At 51.8% G+C, this 22,656-nt stretch carries 22 protein-coding genes and 1 pseudogene; 3 read left to right on the top strand and 20 right to left on the bottom strand.

What is annotated here, in order from left to right; translation table 11 throughout:
* Window positions 1-84: 84 nt before the first annotated feature.
* The 12 genes from BZK40_RS20195 to BZK40_RS24970 form a co-directional block, all read right to left on the bottom strand.
* On the bottom strand, window positions 85-699 hold the full coding sequence (locus BZK40_RS20195; protein ID WP_052463753.1) for a type 4 pilus major pilin: 615 nt from the start codon (window positions 697-699) through the stop codon (window positions 85-87).
* Between the two features lie 13 nt (window positions 700-712).
* Window positions 713-1,807 carry a type II secretion system F family protein gene (locus BZK40_RS20190; protein WP_040231337.1) on the bottom strand — a complete coding sequence of 365 codons (1,095 nt, stop codon included), beginning with the start codon at window positions 1,805-1,807 and terminating at the stop codon, window positions 713-715.
* Window positions 1,800-3,359: a GspE/PulE family protein gene (locus tag BZK40_RS20185; RefSeq protein WP_048227627.1), complete on the bottom strand. Its 1,560-nt coding sequence runs from the start codon at window positions 3,357-3,359 to the stop codon at window positions 1,800-1,802. Before BZK40_RS20185 ends, BZK40_RS20190 begins: the two co-directional genes overlap by 8 nt.
* Before the next feature lie 2 nt (window positions 3,360-3,361).
* Window positions 3,362-3,862, bottom strand: coding sequence for a type IV pilus biogenesis protein PilP (gene pilP, locus BZK40_RS20180; protein ID WP_053069306.1), 501 nt, complete (start codon window positions 3,860-3,862; stop codon window positions 3,362-3,364).
* Window positions 3,846-5,150, bottom strand: coding sequence for a type 4b pilus protein PilO2 (pilO2, locus tag BZK40_RS20175; protein WP_048227626.1), 1,305 nt, complete (start codon window positions 5,148-5,150; stop codon window positions 3,846-3,848). The genes pilP and pilO2 overlap by 17 nt, the downstream gene beginning before the upstream one ends.
* A gap of 1 nt (window position 5,151) precedes the next feature.
* A complete protein-coding gene (gene pilN, locus BZK40_RS20170) occupies window positions 5,152-6,828 on the bottom strand; it encodes a PilN family type IVB pilus formation outer membrane protein (RefSeq protein WP_048227625.1) in 1,677 nt (558 codons plus the stop codon).
* A gap of 14 nt (window positions 6,829-6,842) precedes the next feature.
* On the bottom strand, window positions 6,843-7,283 hold the full coding sequence (gene pilM, locus BZK40_RS20165; protein ID WP_224773767.1) for a type IV pilus biogenesis protein PilM: 441 nt from the start codon (window positions 7,281-7,283) through the stop codon (window positions 6,843-6,845).
* Window positions 7,280-8,404, bottom strand: a complete 1,125-nt coding sequence (locus BZK40_RS20160; RefSeq protein WP_053069305.1) for a TcpQ domain-containing protein — start codon at window positions 8,402-8,404, stop codon at window positions 7,280-7,282. The genes pilM and BZK40_RS20160 overlap by 4 nt, the downstream gene beginning before the upstream one ends.
* A gap of 22 nt (window positions 8,405-8,426) precedes the next feature.
* Window positions 8,427-9,107, bottom strand: coding sequence for a hypothetical protein (locus BZK40_RS20155; RefSeq protein WP_048227624.1), 681 nt, complete (start codon window positions 9,105-9,107; stop codon window positions 8,427-8,429).
* Between the two features lie 239 nt (window positions 9,108-9,346).
* Complete coding sequence (locus BZK40_RS20150; protein WP_048227623.1) at window positions 9,347-9,856, bottom strand: transcription termination/antitermination NusG family protein; 510 nt, start codon at window positions 9,854-9,856, stop codon at window positions 9,347-9,349.
* Between the two features lie 283 nt (window positions 9,857-10,139).
* Window positions 10,140-10,400 carry a helix-turn-helix transcriptional regulator gene (locus tag BZK40_RS20145; protein ID WP_048227622.1) on the bottom strand — a complete coding sequence of 87 codons (261 nt, stop codon included), beginning with the start codon at window positions 10,398-10,400 and terminating at the stop codon, window positions 10,140-10,142.
* 451 nt (window positions 10,401-10,851) lie between these two features.
* On the bottom strand, window positions 10,852-11,535 hold the full coding sequence (locus BZK40_RS24970; protein ID WP_255366017.1) for a helix-turn-helix transcriptional regulator: 684 nt from the start codon (window positions 11,533-11,535) through the stop codon (window positions 10,852-10,854).
* Between the two features lie 762 nt (window positions 11,536-12,297).
* Here BZK40_RS24970 and repA point away from each other — a divergent pair.
* Together repA and BZK40_RS25080 are read left to right on the top strand one after the other, a co-directional pair.
* Window positions 12,298-13,164 carry a plasmid replication initiator RepA gene (repA, locus tag BZK40_RS20130; protein ID WP_048227619.1) on the top strand — a complete coding sequence of 289 codons (867 nt, stop codon included), beginning with the start codon at window positions 12,298-12,300 and terminating at the stop codon, window positions 13,162-13,164.
* 576 nt (window positions 13,165-13,740) lie between these two features.
* Window positions 13,741-14,076, top strand: a pseudogene (locus BZK40_RS25080) (replication-associated protein RepA4); the annotation flags it as partial.
* A gap of 549 nt (window positions 14,077-14,625) precedes the next feature.
* On the opposite strand, the gene BZK40_RS20125 reads toward BZK40_RS25080, so the two are convergent.
* The 6 genes from BZK40_RS20125 to BZK40_RS20100 all read right to left on the bottom strand — a co-directional run bounded on the left by BZK40_RS20125 (window position 14,626) and on the right by BZK40_RS20100 (window position 18,936).
* Window positions 14,626-14,895 (bottom strand): hypothetical protein, encoded by a 270-nt coding sequence (locus BZK40_RS20125; RefSeq protein WP_079935185.1) that lies wholly within the window; start codon window positions 14,893-14,895, stop codon window positions 14,626-14,628.
* A gap of 324 nt (window positions 14,896-15,219) precedes the next feature.
* Complete coding sequence (locus tag BZK40_RS20120) at window positions 15,220-15,693, bottom strand: thermonuclease family protein (RefSeq protein ID WP_048227683.1); 474 nt, start codon at window positions 15,691-15,693, stop codon at window positions 15,220-15,222.
* Window positions 15,690-16,370 carry a DUF6884 domain-containing protein gene (locus BZK40_RS20115; protein WP_048227682.1) on the bottom strand — a complete coding sequence of 227 codons (681 nt, stop codon included), beginning with the start codon at window positions 16,368-16,370 and terminating at the stop codon, window positions 15,690-15,692. The genes BZK40_RS20120 and BZK40_RS20115 overlap by 4 nt, the downstream gene beginning before the upstream one ends.
* Window positions 16,367-17,626 carry a hypothetical protein gene (locus tag BZK40_RS20110; protein ID WP_048227681.1) on the bottom strand — a complete coding sequence of 420 codons (1,260 nt, stop codon included), beginning with the start codon at window positions 17,624-17,626 and terminating at the stop codon, window positions 16,367-16,369. Before BZK40_RS20110 ends, BZK40_RS20115 begins: the two co-directional genes overlap by 4 nt.
* A complete protein-coding gene (locus tag BZK40_RS20105) occupies window positions 17,623-17,877 on the bottom strand; it encodes a hypothetical protein (protein ID WP_079935184.1) in 255 nt (84 codons plus the stop codon). The genes BZK40_RS20110 and BZK40_RS20105 overlap by 4 nt, the downstream gene beginning before the upstream one ends.
* Window positions 17,878-18,261: 384 nt before the next feature.
* Window positions 18,262-18,936 (bottom strand): hypothetical protein, encoded by a 675-nt coding sequence (locus BZK40_RS20100; RefSeq protein WP_079935183.1) that lies wholly within the window; start codon window positions 18,934-18,936, stop codon window positions 18,262-18,264.
* A 262-nt stretch (window positions 18,937-19,198) separates the two neighbouring features.
* Between BZK40_RS20100 and BZK40_RS20095 the strand changes: the two genes are divergently transcribed.
* On the top strand, window positions 19,199-20,332 hold the full coding sequence (locus BZK40_RS20095; protein ID WP_048227679.1) for a DUF3800 domain-containing protein: 1,134 nt from the start codon (window positions 19,199-19,201) through the stop codon (window positions 20,330-20,332).
* A 73-nt stretch (window positions 20,333-20,405) separates the two neighbouring features.
* Here the strand turns inward: BZK40_RS20095 and BZK40_RS24880 are convergent, their stop codons facing one another.
* Both BZK40_RS24880 and BZK40_RS20085 read right to left on the bottom strand, forming a co-directional pair.
* On the bottom strand, window positions 20,406-21,212 hold the full coding sequence (locus tag BZK40_RS24880; protein ID WP_053069314.1) for a hypothetical protein: 807 nt from the start codon (window positions 21,210-21,212) through the stop codon (window positions 20,406-20,408).
* Window positions 21,209-21,820: a DNA-binding protein gene (locus BZK40_RS20085; protein WP_048227678.1), complete on the bottom strand. Its 612-nt coding sequence runs from the start codon at window positions 21,818-21,820 to the stop codon at window positions 21,209-21,211. The genes BZK40_RS24880 and BZK40_RS20085 overlap by 4 nt, the downstream gene beginning before the upstream one ends.
* Between the last annotated feature and the right edge of the window lie 836 nt (window positions 21,821-22,656).

The following is a 22,656-nucleotide window of genomic DNA, read 5'->3' as shown; positions in this document are numbered from 1 at the left end:
CAATGGACCTGGGGAAAGGGAAAAAATGAGCAGCATCATTGCCAGGTAGCAGGAGAGAATGCGTTCCCTCCGCATATCGTCTCCTTAGCTGTTAAGCGTGAAGATCAGCTTGTTAGTACCGGTACTCCCATTGTCAGCTGTGCATTGTGCGCTGGCTTCTTCGGTTGTCACGATTCCATCACTGTGTGCCGTGGAGTTGACGGTAATGGCATCAGCAATTTTGGCTCGGCTGAGCTGTGTGGCGAGCGAGACGCAGGCATCCTGAGGAACCATTTCGTAGGTCAATGAGAATCCGTTTGAGAATCCAGACACGGTTACAGGTGACAGTGTCACTGCACCACCCCATCCATTGTAAAGTGTGGCAGTCCCGGAAGAGGCTGTACCCCGTACAGTCATACTTTTAGGCTGGACTTTCATCTGGATAAGCGCGCCCATCATTTTGGCTCCGGAAGTGAATGTGTAACCATCTCCCCCTTTCAGCAGGTTTTGTGTACTGGTGATGAGAGATTGAATATTCGATGATTCCTTACCCACGTTGACGTTATTTTTGAGGGCGAAGTATCCCGCCAGCACAAGGCCGATGACGACCAGGACGATCAGGGCAATACTCCCCTGTTCCAGAAACCCCCAGCCTCGATGGTGCAACACTGTCTTAACCGGTTTGTATGTCTGAGAAGTTGATTCGGAATTAAATTGCATGATTTTTCCTCGTTTAAAAAGCGCCCGACGAGCTGTTAAGGGCATTGATATCCATAACGACAAGGACCAGAAGCAAAAGCATCAGGATCATTGCCAGGAACATGAGACCGCGGATAACGACTGCACGTTTTGCTACTCGCTCCAGAGTTTGTTCAAGCCAGCGCTGGCCGTAGTTAATTATGATTTCATCATCGCCGTCCCCCTGTAGAAGGGAGAGAAAGTTGGCAGCTTCCTGCGACGGAAAGTCATAACCGCAATCTTTCAGGGCCAGCCCGAAATGTTTACCTTCACGAACGTGTTCGGTAATTGCTTCGATACGCACAGCAAGCCAGGGGGATGCCGTTTCCTGCAGAATCTCCAGCGCGTCTTTAGTTTTGACACCGGACTGCAGTAGTGCACCGATGTTCAACAGGAAAGTTGCACCCTGAATATCCTTATAAACCGACCATGGCATCAGACCGTCGAATGCACGGCGAAGTTTGTCGGGGCGGTGCCAGCGGGGGAGTGACCAGATAGTCCAGATAGTTGATGCGATAGTAGCGATGGCAGTTATTACGCCATATTCACTGAAATACAGCGAGATACCATAAAGAAAGCCGAGTGCACCGGTCCAGTTCTCTGGCGGGCTGATTTCTGTCAACGTGGGAAGTAACTCAGTATTCAGCACATAAATGGTGCTGGCCATCATGATGGCAAAGCCGATCGGATAGATGGCCATCTGCCATACTGCAGCACGAATACGCTTACCGGCGCTGGTCAGAGCACAGGCGTATCTTAGCGCGCGTGGTAGTGACTCACTGCGTATGCCTGCGCTTATGACGGACGCTTCTGCGGCCGGTAGCCATCGGGAGAGCGTACGCTCCAGCGTTTTTTCCCCGCTGTTTTCCCTTAAGGCATCAACACAGTCATCCGTCAGCTCAACGTAGGGATGCCAGTTCTGGCCGAAGTTTGTCCAAGCATTGCGCATTTTCTCCAGTGAAGGCTTAAGTTGTTGCTGGTTTTCAATCAGAAATCGCAGGGCATCATAGAACTGAACACGGTATCGACCGCTGAACGTCTTGCGAACCAGGGTATATCGGAGTCGTTTCAGGACGTGCATTTCACGCATCATCCACCTCCAGACGTTCATCTTCATCGAGCGGAATGATACGGTTGGCCATCAGCGGGTCGACCAGTCCTTCGTTGATTTTATGCAGGACGTGCCGGACACGGCTGATCCCCTGCATGTGATTTATCCAGTATTGGCGCGCCGCGACTTTGCCGTCTGTTTTCAGCAGCTTAAAAAGACGGTTATTGGTCTCGATAACCTCGGCAATGACGGTACGCCCCCTGATCCCCTGACCGACTTTACCGCGAACCTGACCGTTTATCTCCACCACTTGTGTACATGCTTCACATCCCTCTGGGTTGTGGAAATAGAGCTTATCGGTCGAACAGATACCTTCAATGTTGCAGTATTTCTCCAGCCAGTCCTTTTCCTCGAGAGTCAGGCTGGCGACCTTATCCTGCCAGGATATACGACATTCAGGACATAGCGTGGGCACCAGGCGCTGGCTGATAAGTCCAATCAATAACTGGGCATCACACAGCAGATTTTCGTTAATGCCGAGCGTAACCATGCGTTCCGGGATACCGAGTGCAGAGTTTGTGTGTAGCGTAGTCATCACCAGGTGTCCGGTCTGGGCGGCATAAATGGTGGCCAGCATCGAGATAAGGTCGCGCATTTCCTGCATCATGATTGAGTCAGGGTCCAGTCGCAAAGCTGACGAGATGGCTTTTCCCCAGGCGATATGTACTGCTTCTTCATCAGATTTGTCGCAGATGATCGGGGTCTGAACAGCACCCACGACCTGTCCCTCAAGCGGATCTTCAATGGTCAGAAGGTGTTGCCCGGGGTTGGTATCGAGGTATACCCGACAGGCGGTACGCAGCGTAGTGGACTTACCAGAACCGGTAGGTCCCGAGAGAATGATTTTCCCTTCAGGGCGGTCAATCATGCGTATCAGTAGCTTGATTTGTTCGGGCAAATACCCCAGTTGTAGAAAGTCAGGTACGTTATTGCCGTCATCCGGGATAAGGCGCATTACCGCAATCAGACCATCGCCAGTTGGACGGTGGCTGTAGCGGGCACCAAACAGGCCTATTTTCCGCATCATGGCTGGAGAGAGTCGTGCATCCTGCTCACGGTGTGGGTAGAAACTGGTTTCTGACACATCCGACATAGAGAGAATACAGGTGGCACAGAGGGACATTCCTTCCTCTCTCTGACGTTCATCCACCACATGTAAATAGCCGTGAACCCGCATTTTGACCTGGAAGAGCGAGTCTGAAATCAGGAAGTGAATATCTGAGGAGCCGAGCTTTCTGGCCACTGAGAAATAGTTCAGGATCCGTTGCTCACTGTGGCTGCTGTCGCCACCCAGATCTGCCAGCGTCAAACCAGCCTTATCGCTGGCCTGAGGTTGAGCAGCCTGGTTTTTTTTCGCCTCACGTAAGTCCGAGAGAGTAACAAAACGATGTTTGATCCCTGGATGCTTATTCATTAAATCCATCAGCGCGGCCTGTACACCTGGGTCGCCTCGCTGGTTGGTGTCGATAAGGATTTCTTTCTTTTCTCCGTCATCAAACAGCAGGAGGGATTCTGCAGTAATAGCGTTCATGGTTAGTCTCCGAAAGCAAGCAGAGTGCCATCGCTGAGTGTGACACCGGCAAGCGTAATACTCCTGACAGTGCTCTCCAGACCAGGAATACGGCTCCCCGGCGATACAACCAGTGACTGTCCTGATGGTAGTTGTAGTGTGGCGCGGAGTTTTTGGTCGCGACCGTTGATTTCCAGCACGACAGGACGATTATTTGCGGGAACTGTGCGTGCAGGTTGGCCGGGCAGTGAAGTCTCACCGACGATAGCTCCAGGAAGGGAAGGGGCGACGGTACCGGCACCGGCTTGGTTTTCCTCCAGCTGGCGCTGAAGTTGCGCCCCCTGCACTTCTGCCTGGAGGATGATGTTTCGGATATGCAGTTGCTCAAGCTGACCTTTTGTCACTTCGGCTGGTTGTGATACCTGCTGGTTAGTTGACTGAGAGGCCTGAACAGGTAATGGACTGAATACTGGCAGCAGGAGCCAGAGTGTCGCCTGTCGCAGAAAGTTACTTTGCTGACGCATAAATTTTACCTTCAGTGGTATAGCTGAACGCACTGCCATTCAGCTCGAAAGAGATTCGGGTTAGTCGGATACCAGTTTCATCCAGACCGTCGAATAACATGATGGAGGGGAGGGGAGCGGAGAAACTAAACACGTATTCCTGCCAGTCCTGCACGGGAGGCGGCTCTCCGTTCGCCCCTGGCAGGACTGGAGGTGCAGCTACATCAGTGATGTTGAGCATGACCTGCTGTCGCTGGAACCAGGAGAGGATACGGATGAACTGCGTTGAGCTGCTCGGCACGGCTTCATCTTTGAGTGGGCTGTCAGGGGGAGCCAGTGTAACCCTGGCTTCCCGCCCCCCCTCTTTCAGATTGAATACAGGTGTGACACCGAAAACTTCCCGGGCGCGGGCCAGGAATCCCTCTACTGTACCGCCCGGCATAATCTGGTACAGAAGTGTTATCCCATCAGGTGAACAGGTTCCGGATGTCAGCTTCCAGCTTTCCAGAACATACTTCGCCGGATCGGTCCGTCTCTGACAATCGTTGAGAAGATCCGTAGCCGTGACTTCGTGTGCCCAGGGGTGAGGCAGAGATTGAGGTTTTACCTGGGTGGCAAACATCGCGCGGGCCCTGGCCTGGATTTCCTCGGCGGTGAGCGTCGGCTCCTCTGGTGGTGTGGCAGCCTGCCACCAGGTAATGCCAAATGTACCCATCAGCAATATCGCGCTGGCTAAAAACCAGCGTTGTCTTTGCAGTCCATCAACATGTACACGGCATTGCTGTCGTCTACGCGCAGAGAGTCCGGTAAAGAGACTGTTGGCTTCAAGCGGGGTGTCCACTGTGGCCAGACACTTCCATCCTTCTGACGGCGGTTCATTCATGCTCAGGAACAGTGTCAGCAGCGTTTGCATTTTGTCTGCGCCCCCCGTTTTATCGGCGGTGACGGCAGGCAAACCATTGATGCTGGCCAGAAACACGAAATCAGTACTATTCAGTCGGTAAATACCATATCCGTTTCGTGTACTGGCACAAAAAGCGAGCGCCAGTGAGTAAAGCTGATGCCGGCGATGACGGGCTGGCAATCGGCCGCCCCCAACTACCTGTTGCTGCCTGTCCCGTCCATTTATTCGTTCACTGGAAGCATTAACACCGATACCTGCTGTACTGGCGGGCCGTGCTTTTCTCAGTTGAAATGACGGTAGCCGGAATTTCTGCCTTTCCTTTGGTGCCCAGTCCATTCCCGCCAGCCAGTAACGGCTGCGGGATTTTCCATCCCGGATTGTAAACAGGTAAGCCTCATCATTCATTTCAGCCTCCGGAGTTCTGCGGGAACGTCGGCGTGATCACTATGACCAAAGTGGTTCGCTCGTTTTTACCTGACTGACTTCCACCCAGGAGCGGATTCCCTGGCGTGAAGGTACCGGACTTATTGACGGAGGTATTGTTCTGATCAAAGCCGGTGAGGATCAGCGACTGCCCGGCCCGGAGGTTTGCCTTCTGGCTCAGGGAGCGCAGTTTGGTATATGGCATCTCTATATAGGAGTTGCCGTCTTTTGACGTGAAGTTACGAATAGTAGGTGGATCAGACAGATTGAAGTTCACCTGCAGCTGAACATTACCTGTTTCCTGAATTAACGGCAGGAGGGTCATGTTGAACCCGGTAGTGATCATCCCCGGAGTCAGAGTTGTGGTGGCGCCAACATCAGTGGTGGTTGTTGTAGCCGACTGTGCCACATAAACCGTCTGATCTGCCATCTGGATAGGCACGGGCGTCAGGTTTGTCACGGTGCTGGACTGAGAGGTGACGACGCTGACATCACCCTGTTCGGACAGTGCTTTTAGCAGCAGGCTGGAGCCAGCAAACTTCGCGGCATTACCGGTAGCGGTATCAAGAATGGATGCGCCGGCAGATATACCGCCAGAGAGATCCCCGGTAGCGTTATTAAGCGTTGCGCCAGCTGAATGCAGTGACTTGTAGACCAGATTCCAGTCAATCCGGAAATCTTCATTTCGTGAATTACCGACGCTCAGTACTTCAACATTCAGCGCTACCTGCCGGTTCATGATGAGATTCTGCTCGTTCACGTAACGGGCCACGGCAGCCTGTACTGAAGGTGTATCCGTCACAATCAGTGATGAGCTGGACGAGGACAGCCAGTAGCGGCCTTTATTTGGAGTCAGCATGGACTCAACAGCTTTGCGCAGATCAGCATACAGATCGTATTCCTGACCGGTAGTTGTGCTCTGGGAGGTGGTGGATTCCCCGGATGCGGAGTTATCCGTGCCACTGGTGGCCCCCATACTGCTGGTCGTTCCTGAACTGACGCTCGACGTGCTGGACGTTTTGGTATTCAGCATGGCCAACGAATAGGTCCGGGTTTCCATCAGGTAGAAAACGATGGTGCCATTATCCATTCGCCAGTAGAGACCGCTACGGCTGGCCATCAGATCCAGAAGCCCGCCCAGATCGCCCTGCCACATCAATCCGGTGAGATTCAGGGGCTGGCTGGTTCCGCCTGTTGCCGGAGAGGTTACGCCACCCAGGCTTGCCAGTGGTGTCCGCCCACTGTCATCAGGGGGGGGGAGTGAGCCACTCATCTGGCGTGTGACGCCGGTGCTGACGCTACTCTGGCTGATATCAATGGCATCAGGAGTAAATATGACTGGTGTGCCGCACAAAGCTGTGATGCGTTGTGCCAGTTCCTGCAGCGTAATGTTCTTTTTTGCCTGAGTTATGTTACAGGACGGAGCCTGGCGGTTTCTTTCCCGTACGGCGACAGGAATGGGGCTGGGGTTAATCCACTGCCGGTCCGTCCAGGTCAGTGGTTGTTGGTGTTGGGTTCGTGGCAGCTGCGCCTGCGCGCGGGCTACCGTGGCATCAGATTGAGCCTTCGTCTGCATTTTGTTGATTTCAGAGAAGGTACAGCCTGCGAGCATGGCAAAGCAGGACGCCATCAGCAGGCGCCGCAAAAGGGTTTTCTTCATGGGGAAAATCCGGATTAGTTGAGGTAAACCACGGCGCCTTCAGAAACGCCCTGTGGTGCCGTGAGTCCGGTGGCAAGACCGGAGAGCCAGATTAGCTGGCCACTTCTCATGGTGCCGATAAGTGCCGAACCGCGACTCTGTGCCCGTAATGCATCAACGAGCCCAGGTTGTTCCGGCATCCAGATCCACAATCTGCTCTGAAGTAACCGGTACTGGATTCGGCTGTCGGGCGTGAAGGGAAGACCCAGTTGATCGGTTGGAATGGCGCCCTCCTTCTGACCTGTCTTGTAACGCCAGTCATTAACACGATTAGCGATGGTCAGGAACTGGGATGCATAAAACTGGCCGCTCTGTGTTTGTATAGCTGTCCGACTGTTCTGATTGCGCTGGGAATCTATATCACCGGCGATAAGGAAAAATATCATACCGATGGCCAGTATGACCCAGCCCATCATCGACCTGCCGGAGTGTCTGTGACTGATACCACGCACTGCATGCGGGAAGCTTCTGCATAAAGCGGTTTCTGTGCGGTACGGTAAAGGTCGAACATTTGGCCGAGCATGGTTTCAAATGAACCGCGGAATGTCAGCGGAGCATCAAGCCGATAATCCGTCACGGCGACAGGCCATATAACCGTCCAGTGTGGTGAAGCGCCAGATTCACAGCGGGTGTCCTGTGCCCATTTCATCAGCATTTCCCGCAGAGTTGTACCAGCCGGTGCCGTCCAGGTTTTGCCCTGAATCACAGGTGCGATCGGTTGTCCTGTGACTGGCTGCGGTTTCACCGCTACCGGTGTCTGCGCCGATTTTGTCGTTACAGGGGCCGGAGATTTAACAGTTGCCTGCGCTACTGGTTGGGCTGAATCCGGGCCGCTGAATGGGTTTTTCGGTACGCCGGCTGCCTGGGCAGGAGTTGTTCGGTTTTCAGTGGACGACGCAGAGGTTTTTAACTGAGCAGATTGACCCTTTCGCTGCAGTGTGACGGCATGACGATTCCAGTCCACCTGCGCCTGGATTGATTGCTCTTCCAGCAAACGGTTGAGCACCCTAGTCCACTGGTCATTGGTGTATACCGAGACGATACGGGTATTCAGGACAGGGCGCAGTGCATTCTCGTAGTTGAGTGCCCAGCCAGTGGGAATGATACGTTTGACCCACTGTTCGAGTGTGAGGTTGCGCGCCGGTGATAATGACAGAACTTCAACGGGACCCGGTGTGCCGATAAATGTAAGTGTTGACAGTGATGGGTTCGCGACTGAACCAGGTGCGCTGGATTTACTTGTGGAGGAAGCCAGCATTGTTGGTTGAGGTAAAGGCGAGGTCTTCGATAACTGCGCTGCAGTTGCCGACTGTCGTACGGGAACAGGTGTAGCGGCCGGAGGCGCTATCCGTCGTTGTGTTTGTTTGATTATATCAGCGCTGTCGCTGATCTGACCGTCTACAAACACGAGTGCAGGGGTGTCTGGTGCGACATTACGGTTTTGAAATCCCGTGCAGCTGCTCAACAGTGACGGTATTAACAGGGGCAGGGCAATTTTATGCACGCTGACGTCCCGGGTGAATGGTCGAAACTTCATGGTTTGTTCCTTTTGTTATCGGTCAGTGAAGGTCTGGCCGCCAGAGATTACCGCTGCCGACATTTTCTCGATCTCCCCATGCTCCCCATGCGGTTTCCGGCAGGGTACTATGTCCGATATAGAGAGTGCGTAAAGTAGCTTTAGACAACGAGGTGTCCCGGCCTCGAACAACAGAGAAACGATCGAGATAGAAAGACTTTTCAACTTCTTCGTCCTCGTTTTTTTTCAGCAGGAGTTGAAATGTGACAGGTGAAATCATTGAGCCTGTTGCGGTAAATGCTTCTTCCATACGAGTGAGCTGCAGGATGTGATTCTTCCGAGTGCGCTGGCGCTCCATGATTTCGGTGACAACTTGTTCAGGCCAGGGGCAGAGGCAGTGTTTCCAACCAAGTCCTAGAAGTGAATTAAGTACTGCCCGGAATCGAAAAAGATCGCAGTTCCCGGTTGATACAGAGTTCGTCCAGAGCGTAGTCAGTACGGCATCAATGGAGCGTTTTTTTTCGGTTTCGAGTAACTGCCGGATAGTCATGAACTCGCTTCCCATTCCTTTGAATGTCGGTATTCTTCTTGCTCCGCTTAACCATTCAGTGATGAATCTACGTTTGCCACGCTCTGAGGTTATGTGATGGTTTTCGACTGCCGTACGTAAGGCAACGAGAATGCACCACAAGAGATGGCTGACCTGTTCCTGGGTGGATTGCATGGTTTGTCTCTCTTAGGTTCCGGTTTCTGGCAATGACGTCTGTACCTTCATTCCGCCAGAATGAAGGAAGCCTGAGTGCTGGCTGGTTAAAGGAACAGAGGTTGTTCATCGGGTAGGACCAGCCCAGACGTCATTGCCGGAAAACGGTGCAAAAAAAAGCCCCCATAGACGGGGGAAACTAAAAGGGATGGAGTGATAACTGGTTAAGGCCAGTTTAAGAGGCTACGGTAAATTACATTTCAAAACCCCCATGCATCAGCATGGGTGATCATATCGAACAACATCGCTGTCCTGGATATTGGGTGTTCCATTTTTTCTAGCTGTGTCAGGCGTTTGTACTGACTTTTTGTAAGCCAAATATTTGATGCAACTTCCAGTTCATCCCTTGCTGCAGGGTGATGGGTAGGGTCGGGATATTTTTTCATTAATGCTTCAACCACCCTTGTGTTCACTGGGGTGATTTGGCTACCGAACTTCACAAAATCGCAGAAGGCTGAGTGCGCCCTAATAGTATCTATCTTTTGAACATCAAAATTGGCTTTTAGGAAAAAATATCCAGGAAAAACTGCAGATACCCTTTTTCTGAAAACATGCGGTGCATCAGCACGACGTATTTTCGTTAAGGATAATGGCGTCCAGGGAGTAATTCTCCTGTCGTGTAGCCAGCCGAATAATTTCTCGCGATTTTTGCCCCCCGTAATATAGAGAGCAAGATACCATTGTTGGTTACATACAGTCTCAATATTCATTTTTGAACGCTTCGCGCAGAATTGATCCATGACGGGATAATTCAATGTTCAACGGGGACGAACATACTCAACCATGACGACTAACAGTCTTACTAACAAACACTTAAGTTTGCCTGCTGTATTGGGGGTCTCATAGCTCAGAATGCTCTTGTAGGGTAGACCCTCAAGTAAAATTGGCGGCAATACTTAAAGGTCTGCGCGTATAATTCTATCCCAGTAAACCAAAGTAAAGTGTAAATAGTCCAAGTCTTAAAAATGCACCCTTAAGGGGTGCATTTTTTGATTAATTTGTGATCATCAATGAAATCATAAAAAAATATGAGCGTGACAATATTACTGCCCGCATTGCATCGTTGCTTTTTAAGTTCAGAGCCTTAGTGCTTCGCTTAAGATGTGATCGGACCGTTTCAACAGAGATATTGCAAATGTCAGCAATGGATTCATATGTATTTCCGTGTGCATACAGAGTCACAATTTCTAACTGTTTTTTGGAAAGTTCAGGAAAAACGCTATGCAGGGCGTTAATAGTGTTCTCATTAATCATTGTGAAGTCCCCTGGCAAATCAGTACGTAATAAATTTACGCGTAAAATGCATCTCCCTTAATGGGGAGAAACCCCATTGAACATGTTGTGATATGTGGTATGGATTAGGGCGTTCTGTTTAGAGAACACATCAGCTACAAGGCATTGAAAGCCAAGTTTATTTGCTAAGGGGGATTGAGAATTCTTTGATAAGTTCTTGAGCATTGTAGATGAAGCTCCCGTGTAGATATGATATCGGCTACCACGGAGTTCTCACGCTCTGGTGGCAGCCCAGGCAGGGGTGAGAAACCGGCCTACACGGTACCGGCCAACCTTACGGTTGCCCTACCTGAACCGCCATTACACAGATGTGCTGGTTCAGTACACAAAAAAACACGCTATGCGTGTCTATGTGCACGTGTAGATACGGGTTCTCACGCCCGGTCACAGGATTTACTATGACTGTTGAAGACTACTGTTTGCTTAGTGATGAGTCAACTAGATACGCATCAGGATCAGCTCTGAATAATCGAAATCTCGGCTTTAAAAATCGAGGGGGGATATAGGCATCCCAGTTATTCTTCTTGCAAACTTCTATTAGCTCGGCCCCTGACGCGGTCCCGGTTTTCTGCAGACATCTGCTGATTCTGTGTTCTACCGCTTTTAAAGAAGTCCCTAATATCCGAGACATAATTTTCCTGCTGTATTTAAGAGATATTAAAAAAATGACTTCCCATTCAGCATTAGTAAATATCTCGGACGGTACCCTATATACCAACGATTTGGGAACGTCTCCCGACAGTAAGCTATCTGGTCCAAAAATATCAACAGGTCTTACCTGAAGCATAGTACCGGAACAGATCCCTTCATCGTCATAATAGGGCCGGGACTCGAAGTACAAAGCATGTATAGAGTTGCTCTCACCTATTGGATGCGTAACGATTGAAGAGAACTGGTCTTCATGCTCCATAACAAGTTCTTCCTGATTGTGTATTCGCTGTGAAAGGTAAGCTAAGGATGTAGGAAGTTGGTCTAATGTTTTACCTACAATAGGATAATCATAAGGGAGTTTTAATAACCTAAGAAAGGCTTGGTTTACTGCTACATACTGCAGGCTACCATTCTTGATTGTCATAGGTTCCCTGCTGTTGGAAATCAGGTTTAAGACCTGAGGAGCAAGTTGGAATTTTTTTTTGAAGAAATGATTTTAGACATCATCCGCTAATGGCCGTATCTATTTGAATTTTAGAGGTATATTCTGTGTGCGGATGTACTATATCATGTAAAACTACACTTAACTGAGTTTGATCAGCGATCATAATATTAGTTAATGATGCTTTTAAGTGTCTGATTGTATGCTACGATACAATAATTCGTAGGTGCTATCTGTAAACCAGGAGGAGTTATGGCACATCCGATACATTGCACGAAAGTCGCTGGTATCACGGAGTTCAAAAGGGATCCGTTAGGGACTGTCGAGTCAGCAGAGGGTGATGCTATTGCTATTCTGAATCGTAGCGCGCCGGCGTTTTATCTTGTACCACTAGAGCTTTTCGAGAGCTTAAAACGAGACGCAGAAGCGCATCGTTCCAGAAGTGAAGCTTAATCCTGGTGCTGGAGAGATCCTAAAAATTGATCCTGCATTGTTGTGGTGATAAAGTCGGTGAACTTATTGTTATAAATGAATTTATTAGGTTGTCACGCCTTAGAAGGTGACAGGTTCTGGCAGGTTAGTTAACTAAGCCCAGAAAAGCAAAAACCCCGATAATCTTAGATACTTGGCGGCATCGCGAGATTAACGGGGTCCTTAACAAATCATGCAGAAGTTGTTGCTTCTGTATGGGAGTATAACCCGTGCGCGAAAAAAGACAAGAGATTCCGTGCTTACTCCTTCTGTGCAACATAAGCGCAGGAAGTAGTGAGTAAGCAGAATTCTGAAGCTACTACACTTTACCGCCAGGTAAAAAATCCGAATCCAGAGTTCATTCCTGAAAAGGGAAAGAAAACCCTGCCATTCTGTGAAAAAATTCGCGAGAAAGCTGTTGGCTTCACTCAGCGTGCAGAGTTTCAGGCTCTGGTTGCTATGCTGATCGCCCGTGGTGAGCGCAAAAAGCGCCCTCCAGTGTTGCGCATACGGGCTCTGGAAGCAGCTGTTCAGGCAATGTGCCATTATTTTAATCCCCTGGCTAATCGCGTTGGTTCATCGCTTACTACCATGAGCATTCGCTGCGGGCTGGCCACGGAAAAAAAACGTCTGTCGATCACCCGCCTGACGGGGGCTCTGAAGTTTCTCGCTCAGCTCAATCTCATTACCTATAACACCGAATACGACAAAGAAATTGGCTGCAATATCCCCACAGACATAACTTTCACGCCGCTGATGTGGCAGGTACTGGGAGTGTCTGAGGAAGCAGTTGCTGCAGCCCGTCGCAGCCGTATCGAGTGGGAGAACAAGCAACGTGAGAAGAAAGGGCTACCTCGCGCCGGTGCAGATGAACTTATCAGTGCAGCCTGGTCATTCGTGCGTGAACGCTTCCGACAGTATCATAAGTCACGTTATGAACACGGCATGAAACGGCACAGGGCGCGTAAGGATGCTCCCCGAACGCGTAAAGAGATTGAGCAACTGGTTCGTCTGCAGCTCCAGAAAGAAATCAGTAAGGGCCGCTTCTTCGGTACTCTTGATTCGGTGCGCGACGAGATAGAACGTCGTGTCACTGAGCGAATGAAGCTCTCGCGTGGCCATTATGCTCGACTCGGTGATGCCTTGCTCGTCACAACTTAACGCCTGCTAATACACAATCTATATGACCTGGTGCCCTGGCGCCGGTTTACGCCTGCCTGCTTTACAGCTTGTATTGCAGTTTTCACCTGTCCAAGTCCCTGTTTCAGGTCTCTGAATGACATACTCGTCCTGTAGACCTCGGGGTGAATAAACTTAAACAAAATCCGACCTTGGTTGGTCACACATTTCTGTGACCGATCGCCCAATGTTTCGCCGCTTTTCGTTGTTCTTCTACTTATCCACACAAACTACAAGAGGGTATTGCTTCAATCCACTGGAAGGATATCTTTCAAACCACTAAATGGTTTTTTTACAAACTACGATGATCCTTTTAAACCCCCGATCTTCTTTCTTTTAAACTTCAGTTATTACTTACTTTTAAAAATAAAACCTATTCAGCACCTGTCCTGTGGACATGTGTAAAACGCCCGCCCTTGCAGCGGACGCTGTCCGCGCCGGTTCGGTTCAGGCGCTTTGCGCCTTAAAGTAGCTCCCGCCAAAAATGGCGGGCAGGGTGCAAAACTTTATAAACTGCCAACATCTGGTAACTGACCTTCCAAATCTTCAACTCCTCACACAAACTCACCACTGAAAAGCGCCGCCACCCGGCCCAAGGGGCCGGAAGACATCGCTTTTAATGATGAATGTTGTAACTATATCCTGAGCCGCTTTAATTTATACTTTCGACAGGTCCAGGGTAACACGCCCGTAAGCGGTCCTAACGGCCCGCTAACGCGGAGATACGCCCCGACTGCGGCAAAGCCTTGTCGTGACCACTCCGACGGCGCACATAGCTTTCTGAGCAGCCTGTTTGCGGATTATGGCTTAACAGGGGGAAGGGATGGATTGGTGGAACCTATCAGAACTGTAACCGGCTACGCCGGGCAACGGCGCCACTCACTTTCAGTGTAATGTTTAACATCTGTTGGCGCCTTTATGCCGCCACGCGGCATAATTATTCTCCGTTTATACCGGTAGCCGCTGGAACTGCCGAAATTTCCGTGGAACATAAATTTTAGCGTTCGACACCCTGTGTACAAAAGACCTCGTCAACAAGACAACAAAGAAATAGCTGTTTGGAGCGGAAATATTCAGCGTGATATTTATGGGTAGGTATTTTTACGGGACAACTACAGTAATACTCGAGACCGATGCAGTGGGTATTATTAACAGTATCGAGTATGGATCAAACAGCGGGCTAAATAAATATCGGGAGAAGAATGACGTTGTTGAAAGGGAACAGTAAGCACTATACAGCGACAGCGTCGAAAAAAACTTTGTCATCTGCTGCCGGCTCGATTTTTTCTAGGTTTAATTCGCGTTATGTCCGTCTTTTGCCTAGTAATTACCGACTGGATGCATTAGCTATGCGCCGAACGAGGGAAAGTCTGGAGGGAATACGACTTGAGGCATAGCTCAGGAGGCGAACAAGCGTCCGCCATTGCTGAAAAGGCATGGGCTTCAGATGGATTTTTTTTGCGAATTCTTATACTTTGTAAAAATAACTTTAATACCCCAGCAGATTAGCACTCCTAAAAAAGCTGCACCATAGATGCGTTGGTTCGGATCTGTAATCCAGTTTAATGGCCACACCGCATCAATTTGCGAATTATTATTTGACACAATTAGTTGAATTTCAGATAAACATGCGTAAGAAAAGGAAAACGTTATTACATACAGAACTGCAAAATAAAATGGTTTAGGAAAGGTTCTGTCACTCTTCTTATTCATTTTAGAACTCCTGATGAAATTGTTAATGATATATATTTAATTAGACTTGTTTCTACCGCACATATATAAATTTATAGGTTGTTTTCTGATATGTCCATTAGTTTTAACTTAAGTGCATTTTATTTCCGTCAATATATATCTGTGTGTTGCTATGTATAACAGGAAAAGAAAGGAGAAGGACGCGCACTGGCACTGGCAGTCAAATCGGCCGTCTGGCATCGTGAGCACTCGTAGCACAGGATGCAGGCATTTTCACACAGGCACAGGTAATCGGTTTCCCCTGCTGTCGGCAACGTTCGGATTCAGGGCGTCATTGAGAGAGCCTTATCCCTGATGTTGCTTCCGCCAACGCCAGGGTTCTGTCTGGTCGGGGGCTGACCAGAGTCCGATTGCCAGACGTCTGGCTTCGTCTTCGAGGGCAGCGTAGTCAGGTTTGATGGGTTTTCCGTGATATCGGTACGCCCAGGCCAGTCCCTTACGGATCTGTTCGGCATTCACGTCCTTAGCGTCAAGCCACACCGTACCCAATAGCCGTCCATAACGATCCGTATCTCCTCCCGTGACGGTTACGGTTCGCTGCGCCACCATCGATGAAAGAGCCTGACGGGAGCGCTGGCCAAAGGGCTGGCTCTTTTCGGGTGCATCAATGCCGGCCAGACGAACACGGGTCACTCTGTTCCCTGTTTCAAGAATCTCAACGGTATCTCCATCCAGCACGCGCACAACCCTGCCGCTGACATCCGCGCTGGCAGAAAACGTCAGAACGATCATAACTATTGAACATAACAGACGGGTCATGCATATACCTCATGTGCTGTTCTGGTGCGATCTTCCTCATTACCAATCAACTGCACGGCATAACTAATATTTAATCCTGTCATGTTGGTATTCAGCCCCTTCATCATTCCTGCGCTCGTATACCGGACACTGTCCTTCAGGCTGCCCTGATAGCCTTTTGAGGTGACAACCGTCAACTGATCAGGTGCTCGTAGCGTGTACCTTCCCGCGAGAAGGTCTGATTCCACGGCACGCAGGTATACTGGGGAGGCCGCCACTACAAACCGATCGTCAGGCCTTGCCTGCATCAGCATTTTCAGGGAGGTACACCGTCGTTCCGAAAGTGGACGTGTTGTCAGTCGTTCCCAGTGAGTGCGATGGCAGAACGGCATCGAGGAAAATGTCGCCTCATACGGGACCACGGGATCAGAGGCATGTAGTAGCCCCAGGCCAGCTGAAATCACCCACATTTCGGCACCGTTTCGCGCCGCAGCTGCAACTGCCCTGCACCAGTGCTGGCCCGTATACAGTTCGCCGGCGGTCATGGGGGGCGATCCGCGACAGGCCTGCGCCAGTCTTTCCATCCAGAGCCCGTAAGCTCTCTCCACGTCACGTTCATCCGGAAAGACCGCATCACCTGCAGGCACGGTTTTGCGGCGCGTGCAGGTTACAATCAAATGGACGTTGCCTGTGCTCATGACGGCGTCCCCGCGCTGTGGTTGTTCCAGACGATCACCGTGGCCAGATGTTCCGCCACCTCCTGCCCCGTGTAGCCGGCCAGGATCGCCAACGCCCGGGCGCCTGCGTCACGGGACAGCGGACTGCAGAACCCGAATCCGTCCGTCATCAGGAGCCACTGCAGACGGTCAGTCCAGCGCTCGCCGGGTTGGCGGACCGGTGAAAACACAATCTCAGTCAGCTGCTCGCGGTTGCAGTACAGCTGTCGCTGTTCCAGTTCATCCAGTAGGCTGTTCAGCTCGCGCCGGTCATATTCTTCCTGACTCATCAGCGGCCAGCGGATAAGGCGGATGAGGCGGGAAGTTTGGTCCGGCGTGAACCCGAATCCGGCCAGCATCGGTGTCATCAAATGGCCGGTATCTTCTTCATACCGATCCGAGCGAAGGGCATCAGGAGTCCCCTCCACGGCTTTTGCCAGCGCCAGAAAACGTTCCTGCAGCGGTTGTTCCTTATTACGCCAGCCGGGCTTCACTGCTTTAAGGTGCTCCGGGTTTGTGGCGGACAGCCCCTGCACATCGTGTTGTCGCAGTGCCCTGAGCAGGTGCCGGTACCAGATTTCCGTCGTGTCTGCAGCCTGTCCGCCGGGAAACTCTGCATTCGTCAGGACAGGTGTACCCTGTTCAGGCGCGGTGCTTTCGTTGATCTGCAGGCGGATATCAATGCCGGCATCGTGACAGGCCTGCAACCACTCAGCCACCTGCAGGGGGTCGCCTCCCAGCCGCGTCACCTGCCCGGCCGTGTTCCACAGCTGCAGGCAGGTGGTGCCGTCGAGACGGATAACGTAGTCGCCCCGGCACGCCAGGTGCCAGCGACCGTCCAGCGCCACCGGCCGGTCGTCACCGAACCTGTCAGACTCGTATACCGGCTTTATCCGGACCAGGGGCAGAACCCGGACCTCTGTCGCGCGTTGCTCAGCCAGGACACGCGCCTGTTCGTCAGCCAGAAGCGGGGCGGCCAGCGCACGGCCGGCGTCCGTCAGCTCGACGGCCAGCTGCAGGTTCGGGGCGCGCAGGGTGCGCAGCCAGCCTGCGGACTCCATACGCCGGCAGGAGCCACGCAGATTCGGCCCATACACCGGCGCCTCCCCGCCCCGCGCCAGTACGCGCTCGATATCCCGCGTGGCCACCGGCCCCGGACGTTTCTCCCCGAGGGCGGCCAGCACAATCAGCACCCGACGCTGAAGCGGTGACGGGCGACGGGCGTTAGCTGTTGTCACGATACTTCGCCCTCGTTCTCAATGTGGGCATTCAGACGCTGCCAGTCAGCATCGATGCGCGCCGTATCAGGAATGCCCTGATAACCACGCAGGGCGAGACTGTGCCAGAACATCAGTATGTCGTTGGCCATAATTTTCTCATGGACATAAAACTCACCGGTCCTGCTGAGATTCCGTTTTTTTATCTGCTTTTCCGCTTCCTGAAAAAGCTGCTCATAGCTGAGTGAAAAATTCACTTCTTTCTCATCCATCCTGCACGCTCCGTCTGAAAATGTCCGGTGAAGTAAAAAATCATATCCAGAATGATTTTCTACTAAATGAGTAAACATCATATCAGATATGATGTTATGAATTACGACAAATATCACACTTAGTATGATTTTATGTGTTTGCTTTAATTATCATATCGTTTACGGATTTCCCGCCGTGCAGATCCGGAAATTGGCTAAGTCGGAATTGCTGGCCTGAAGCATTTGGAGCGGGAGGTTTGAGTGGGCAATTATTCAGATTTAGAGACAGAATTTGTTCAGCGAACGCCGGCGCTTATCGGCCTGCATATGGGGACTCAGTCGCCCGAAAACTCACTCTGCGCAACGAGCTCATATATTAAGGGCGCACATTGCGCCCTTCTGTTTTTAACTGAGTGTCGCTTCAACGAGGTAGGTCGTAATTTCTTTTTCTGGATTCCCATAAACAGGATAGTTGTGACCCATAGAGGTTCTGCTGGTAACAGTTATCGTTGCCCCGGCCGCAAACAGCACCTCAAGCTCATTTCCCTTTTCTGGCTCATCCATGTCGAACACGAAGGCTTTGACCTGGGGATCGATAACCGTAATGACCATCAGATCAATGTAGCCTTCCTTGTATGCTTTCCCTGAGTGCTCAGCTTCACGCATGGCAACCTGTGGACAGAAGGTCGTGGCAAAGGGGTCACTAAGTTTAGTAACAGTTTTCTTTCCCATCCATTGGCCACCGTGGAAGAGAATCTGACCATGGGGGATCATCATTCCATGGGTATTTACCTCGTTGTCCGCCTGAGCCATCCGCTCTGGCGAAAGGGGGTACAGCTGCTGATAGTCCAGTAAAATTTGCGGTGTAACTGTCGGCATATTTGCTCTCCAGTTCGCGTATTCACCGCCATTCTCCAGTTCATTTTCAATATGCCACGCAATATCACCATTAGCTCCTGCAAAAGCCAGAACATGCGCCGCATCAAGCCAGGATGTTATGGGGGAGCGCGGTACATGGTCGGGGTAAATATCGGGGATTCTGGCACTGCACTGTGTGTGGAAAGGGTTGATAATATTCATAGTCGGAGCAATCATCCTTTAAAAATTATTGTCATTATTTCATCACCTTTCTAATCCGATACTTAAAAGAACACCATCATTTTCGTTAAAGAGTGCACATAACCTTCAGTAACAAGTCCCATGCTGCTGGTTTTTTGAGCACAACCTTTCCGCAGATCCGAAAAAAGCGTTAACCGGTTCTCTTGCACCCACTGACAGAAAGGTTTTACAGTCGCGTAAACAATATCGTTTCGCCTGCGCCTGCCTGACAAAGGAACCCTGCATGCATTTTTATGTGGATGAAACCGGTCATACCGGTCCGAATCTTTTTGACCGCACCCAGCCCGTCCTTTCCTACGGCGTGCTTTCCTCACCGGATGACCTGGACAAGGTTGCCGAAGCAGATCTTGCTGCCTTGCGTAACAAACTGGGAGTACAGCGCCTGCACGCCGCAGAACTGGGCATGCACCGCCTTGATGGGGTGGTTGATACGCTGCTTGTCCTGCAGAAGAAGCACCGGATGCGGTTTGATGTCTGGCAGGTGGTTAAACGGGATCACGCCATTATTTCGTTCTTCGACCAGGTGTTCGATCAGGGACTGAATCCGGTGGTGCCCTGGACTGCTTACTGGACACCCCTGCGGTACCCGCTGCTGCTGAATCTGGCAAACCTGTTCGATGATGAACTGGCTGAAAAAGCGTGGCGTGCCCGTCACGAAGCCCATGATGAGCGTGCCTCATCCCTGTTCAGTGAGGTCTGCAGGGAGTTACTTTCGCGTGTCCATACTCTGGGCGATCCCCGTTCGGTAGAACTGATTTCCGATGCGTTGTCCTGGGCGATGGTCCACTTTGACGAACTGGGATATAACTGCAAAACCGGTAAGGAAAAGCTGCAGATCATGCCCAACATGATCGGGTTCCAGTCAGTGTTGCACGGTATCTGTTCCCGCTTGGGGTCACCGAATAGAAAAGCTGACATCATTGTGGACCAGCAGTCGCAGTTTAACACCACCCAGCGGGAGCTGAGCCAGTTCTATTACCAGATCCGCGAACAGCCCTGGGGACTCGGACCCGGTTTACCTGTTATGGATATGAAGAACATGCCGGCCAAACCGCTGGTCTTCCAGTCGGGTACAAAAAGTGCAGGGCTGGAGATGGTTGATATTTATCTCTGGATCTTCAAACGCTTCATGGAAGGGAAGGAGCTGACCAGACCCCTTGCCCGCCTGGTTTACACGAATCAGAATACCGCCCGCACGGACAGTGTTTCCCTGCAGTCGGTCGCTAAACGATTTAAGGAATTCTTTGAAAAACTGCCGGAGCCAACGGCAGAAATGATGAAAAAGGCGAATGAATACCGGGATCAGGAAGAGGCGAGGCGGCTGGCACATAGGGTGCAAGTCCTGCCGCCATCCTGATCCGGCAGGTTGTGTACATATGGAAGTGGAAGCGGCGCGACGGGTTGATGTGTTTGTCAGGCATCTTCGACCGTTAATCTTCAGACTGGATTTTCCGGATGCTCTTTAAATCAAGACGGTTTGCACTCCAGACGCCGCTTCCGGCCGCGGCGCCGGTGGCCTTTCTGAAGCGCAGACCGCATTCGCTGACCCACTGAGTGCGGGTTTCCCGCAGCCTGACCTCGCGGGGCCGGTAGCATTCGGTAATGATCCCCACGTGCGTCATTGGTTGCCGTTTTTTCCGCTCAGTGACGTGAGTGGCCTTATCTGACGAAGCAGCCACCGTTCTGTCGCGGTACTGAGGCAGGATCTCCGTGGAGACCAGCTGAGGCATACTGTCAGGTGCCCTGCCCTGTCCTGACGCAGCCAGCAGACTGTCCGCCGTGGCTTTTAGCCAGCCATACAGCTTATGGCCTTCGTACGGTATGACATCGAGGGTTACTTTACGCGTGGTGAGGGTCCCGCCGTGGGCCCGGACGTTCCGAATAAATGCCGCGATCTGCCCGTCGTACTCAATGGGCTCCGCCACAATCCGGTCGTCATACCCGTCAAACTGGTCCAGCGTCAGGTCGATGTACTCCCCGTCCAGGGCGACAATGACATGGCCATGGGCATCAGGACCTTCATTCCACTTCATGCCGATAACATAGGGGTGCAGGTTGCTGCCGTCTTCCGTCAGATATTCCGCCAGAGTCTGGCTGGCCAGCTCGCAGCAGCCGCGTGGAAATGACGCGAGAAAGGTACGCCAGACGGACGGTACCGGCTCGCCGGACCGTTCACGGGCAGCCAGCTCCAGCGCACGACGGAAGGCCTCCACGCGGGCCCGGGTGTCCGCATTCATTTCTTCACCTTCCCTTCCTGGCGGGCCAGGGCCAGCAGTTCGGTCTGAAGCTGACGGCCGTCCTCCCGGGCTTCCTTCAGCTCCGCTTTCGTGTCCTGCAGCTGCACAGCCAGGTGTTCGCCGGTGGCGGTCAGGCGGGCCACCTGCTCACGCAGCGGCAGCGCCTCCGCGCGCAGCTCGCGCACCTCCTGCAGCAGGCGGTCACGTTCGGCCACCACCTCGCGCAGCACCGCCAGCTCGCTTTCCAGGGCGGCCACCGTCGCCAGGGCCTCGTCCCGCTCCTGGTCGGCCCGGGCAATGTCGTCGTCGGCCTGCTCGCGCGCCGCCAGGGCTCCGGCTTCAGCCTGTTTCACCGCGGCCTGCCACAGCAGCCCCAGCTGGCCAGTCAGCAGCTGCGCCAGCTCCGGCGGCAGGGGCGTGGCCTGCTCAGCGGCCTGCTCGCGCTGGCGGGCGCGGAACGCGCGCATCACCGGGGAAATGTGGGACAGGGAGCCGCCGCCGAGGTGCTGACGGACCTGCTCGTTGGTCGGGTTCGGGGTGCCGGCGGCGATCAGGGCGGCAGCGGCGTCTTCAATGCGGCGGACGGTGTCCGGGGAGAGGGTGGTCATGGTCTGGCTCCGGTTTCTCAGGGAATGGCGCCATCGTACTCCGGGTGTAAAAAATACACAATACACGTAATACATATAATACATACAATACAGTTAATACATACAGTACATACAGTACAGAACTTACATACACTCTTTCCCTTTTCCCGGTCAGATCCGAAAACTCCCAGAGTAGGATCTCCGCGAACCGCACCCGCGCGCTGCGGCCCGGTAACACAAGATGTAGCGTCTCAGTCAGCTGCTTTGCTACCAGATGTTGTGTTATGAACCTTCCCTGTGACCCGGCGCGCAGGGGCAGAAAAGACCGCTTTGCTTATTCCCTGCCCGTGGTACACTTCCGGAAAGTTGTGAATAAGCAGAAAATCGGATCATCTGAAAAACATCGTCCGGTAATTTAATGTCGTTGTTATGTGTCTGCTTATTATCACTACCGTGATGTTATAAGTGAATGATTACATCCGGCGTTATCATCACCCATGTGAGTGATGCGAGAAAATTCCTAAGCGACGTGGGGAAAATTCCTAATGCGTCCGGGACTGTCACACCAGGTGATAATCCCGGCATCAATTAACGCAGAAATGTCCGGACAGAGTCAGCACCGTACGAAAAGGACGGTCGTGGCAAAATATTATGCCGGGGAGTGTGATTACTCTGAGTGACAGTTTCATCCGTATATGAGGAAGCGCGCTCAGTCTTCGCCAGAGGATTTACCGGACTTTACAAAATACGCAAAGTACAGACTCCTTACTATCGGGCCTCAAAGATTCTGAATCATGAGGGGCTTGTTGATATGTGTGAGTTATTACTGAGAATCATCCAGATGTTTTTGGGACTGT

This window comes from Citrobacter portucalensis, assembly GCF_002042885.1.
Classification (GTDB): Bacteria; Pseudomonadota; Gammaproteobacteria; order Enterobacterales; family Enterobacteriaceae; genus Citrobacter; species Citrobacter portucalensis.
The sequence above is the reverse complement of the archived record's forward strand: the minus strand, read 5'-3'. Positions and strand labels throughout refer to the sequence as shown.

What these genes read in the sequence shown, in the direction of transcription:
- BZK40_RS20120 (WP_048227683.1), bottom strand. Translation starts at nt 15,693, where the DNA reads ATGACCCGTCTGTTATGTTCAATAGTTATGATCGTTCTGACGTTTTCT.
- BZK40_RS20185 (WP_048227627.1), bottom strand. Translation starts at nt 3,359, where the DNA reads ATGAACGCTATTACTGCAGAATCCCTCCTGCTGTTTGATGACGGAGAA.
- BZK40_RS20190 (WP_040231337.1), bottom strand. Translation starts at nt 1,807, where the DNA reads ATGCGTGAAATGCACGTCCTGAAACGACTCCGATATACCCTGGTTCGC.
- BZK40_RS20160 (WP_053069305.1), bottom strand. Translation starts at nt 8,404, where the DNA reads ATGAAGTTTCGACCATTCACCCGGGACGTCAGCGTGCATAAAATTGCC.
- pilN (WP_048227625.1), bottom strand. Translation starts at nt 6,828, where the DNA reads ATGAAGAAAACCCTTTTGCGGCGCCTGCTGATGGCGTCCTGCTTTGCC.
- BZK40_RS20115 (WP_048227682.1), bottom strand. Translation starts at nt 16,370, where the DNA reads ATGAGCACAGGCAACGTCCATTTGATTGTAACCTGCACGCGCCGCAAA.
- BZK40_RS20085 (WP_048227678.1), bottom strand. Translation starts at nt 21,820, where the DNA reads ATGACCACCCTCTCCCCGGACACCGTCCGCCGCATTGAAGACGCCGCT.
- pilP (WP_053069306.1), bottom strand. Translation starts at nt 3,862, where the DNA reads ATGCGTCAGCAAAGTAACTTTCTGCGACAGGCGACACTCTGGCTCCTG.
- BZK40_RS20100 (WP_079935183.1), bottom strand. Translation starts at nt 18,936, where the DNA reads ATGAATATTATCAACCCTTTCCACACACAGTGCAGTGCCAGAATCCCC.
- BZK40_RS20125 (WP_079935185.1), bottom strand. Translation starts at nt 14,895, where the DNA reads ATGAATAAGAAGAGTGACAGAACCTTTCCTAAACCATTTTATTTTGCA.
- BZK40_RS20155 (WP_048227624.1), bottom strand. Translation starts at nt 9,107, where the DNA reads ATGCAATCCACCCAGGAACAGGTCAGCCATCTCTTGTGGTGCATTCTC.
- BZK40_RS20150 (WP_048227623.1), bottom strand. Translation starts at nt 9,856, where the DNA reads ATGAATATTGAGACTGTATGTAACCAACAATGGTATCTTGCTCTCTAT.
- BZK40_RS24880 (WP_053069314.1), bottom strand. Translation starts at nt 21,212, where the DNA reads ATGAATGCGGACACCCGGGCCCGCGTGGAGGCCTTCCGTCGTGCGCTG.
- BZK40_RS20105 (WP_079935184.1), bottom strand. Translation starts at nt 17,877, where the DNA reads ATGGATGAGAAAGAAGTGAATTTTTCACTCAGCTATGAGCAGCTTTTT.
- BZK40_RS20095 (WP_048227679.1), top strand. Translation starts at nt 19,199, where the DNA reads ATGCATTTTTATGTGGATGAAACCGGTCATACCGGTCCGAATCTTTTT.
- pilM (WP_224773767.1), bottom strand. Translation starts at nt 7,283, where the DNA reads ATGATGGGCTGGGTCATACTGGCCATCGGTATGATATTTTTCCTTATC.
- pilO2 (WP_048227626.1), bottom strand. Translation starts at nt 5,150, where the DNA reads ATGAATGATGAGGCTTACCTGTTTACAATCCGGGATGGAAAATCCCGC.
- BZK40_RS20195 (WP_052463753.1), bottom strand. Translation starts at nt 699, where the DNA reads ATGCAATTTAATTCCGAATCAACTTCTCAGACATACAAACCGGTTAAG.
- BZK40_RS20145 (WP_048227622.1), bottom strand. Translation starts at nt 10,400, where the DNA reads ATGATTAATGAGAACACTATTAACGCCCTGCATAGCGTTTTTCCTGAA.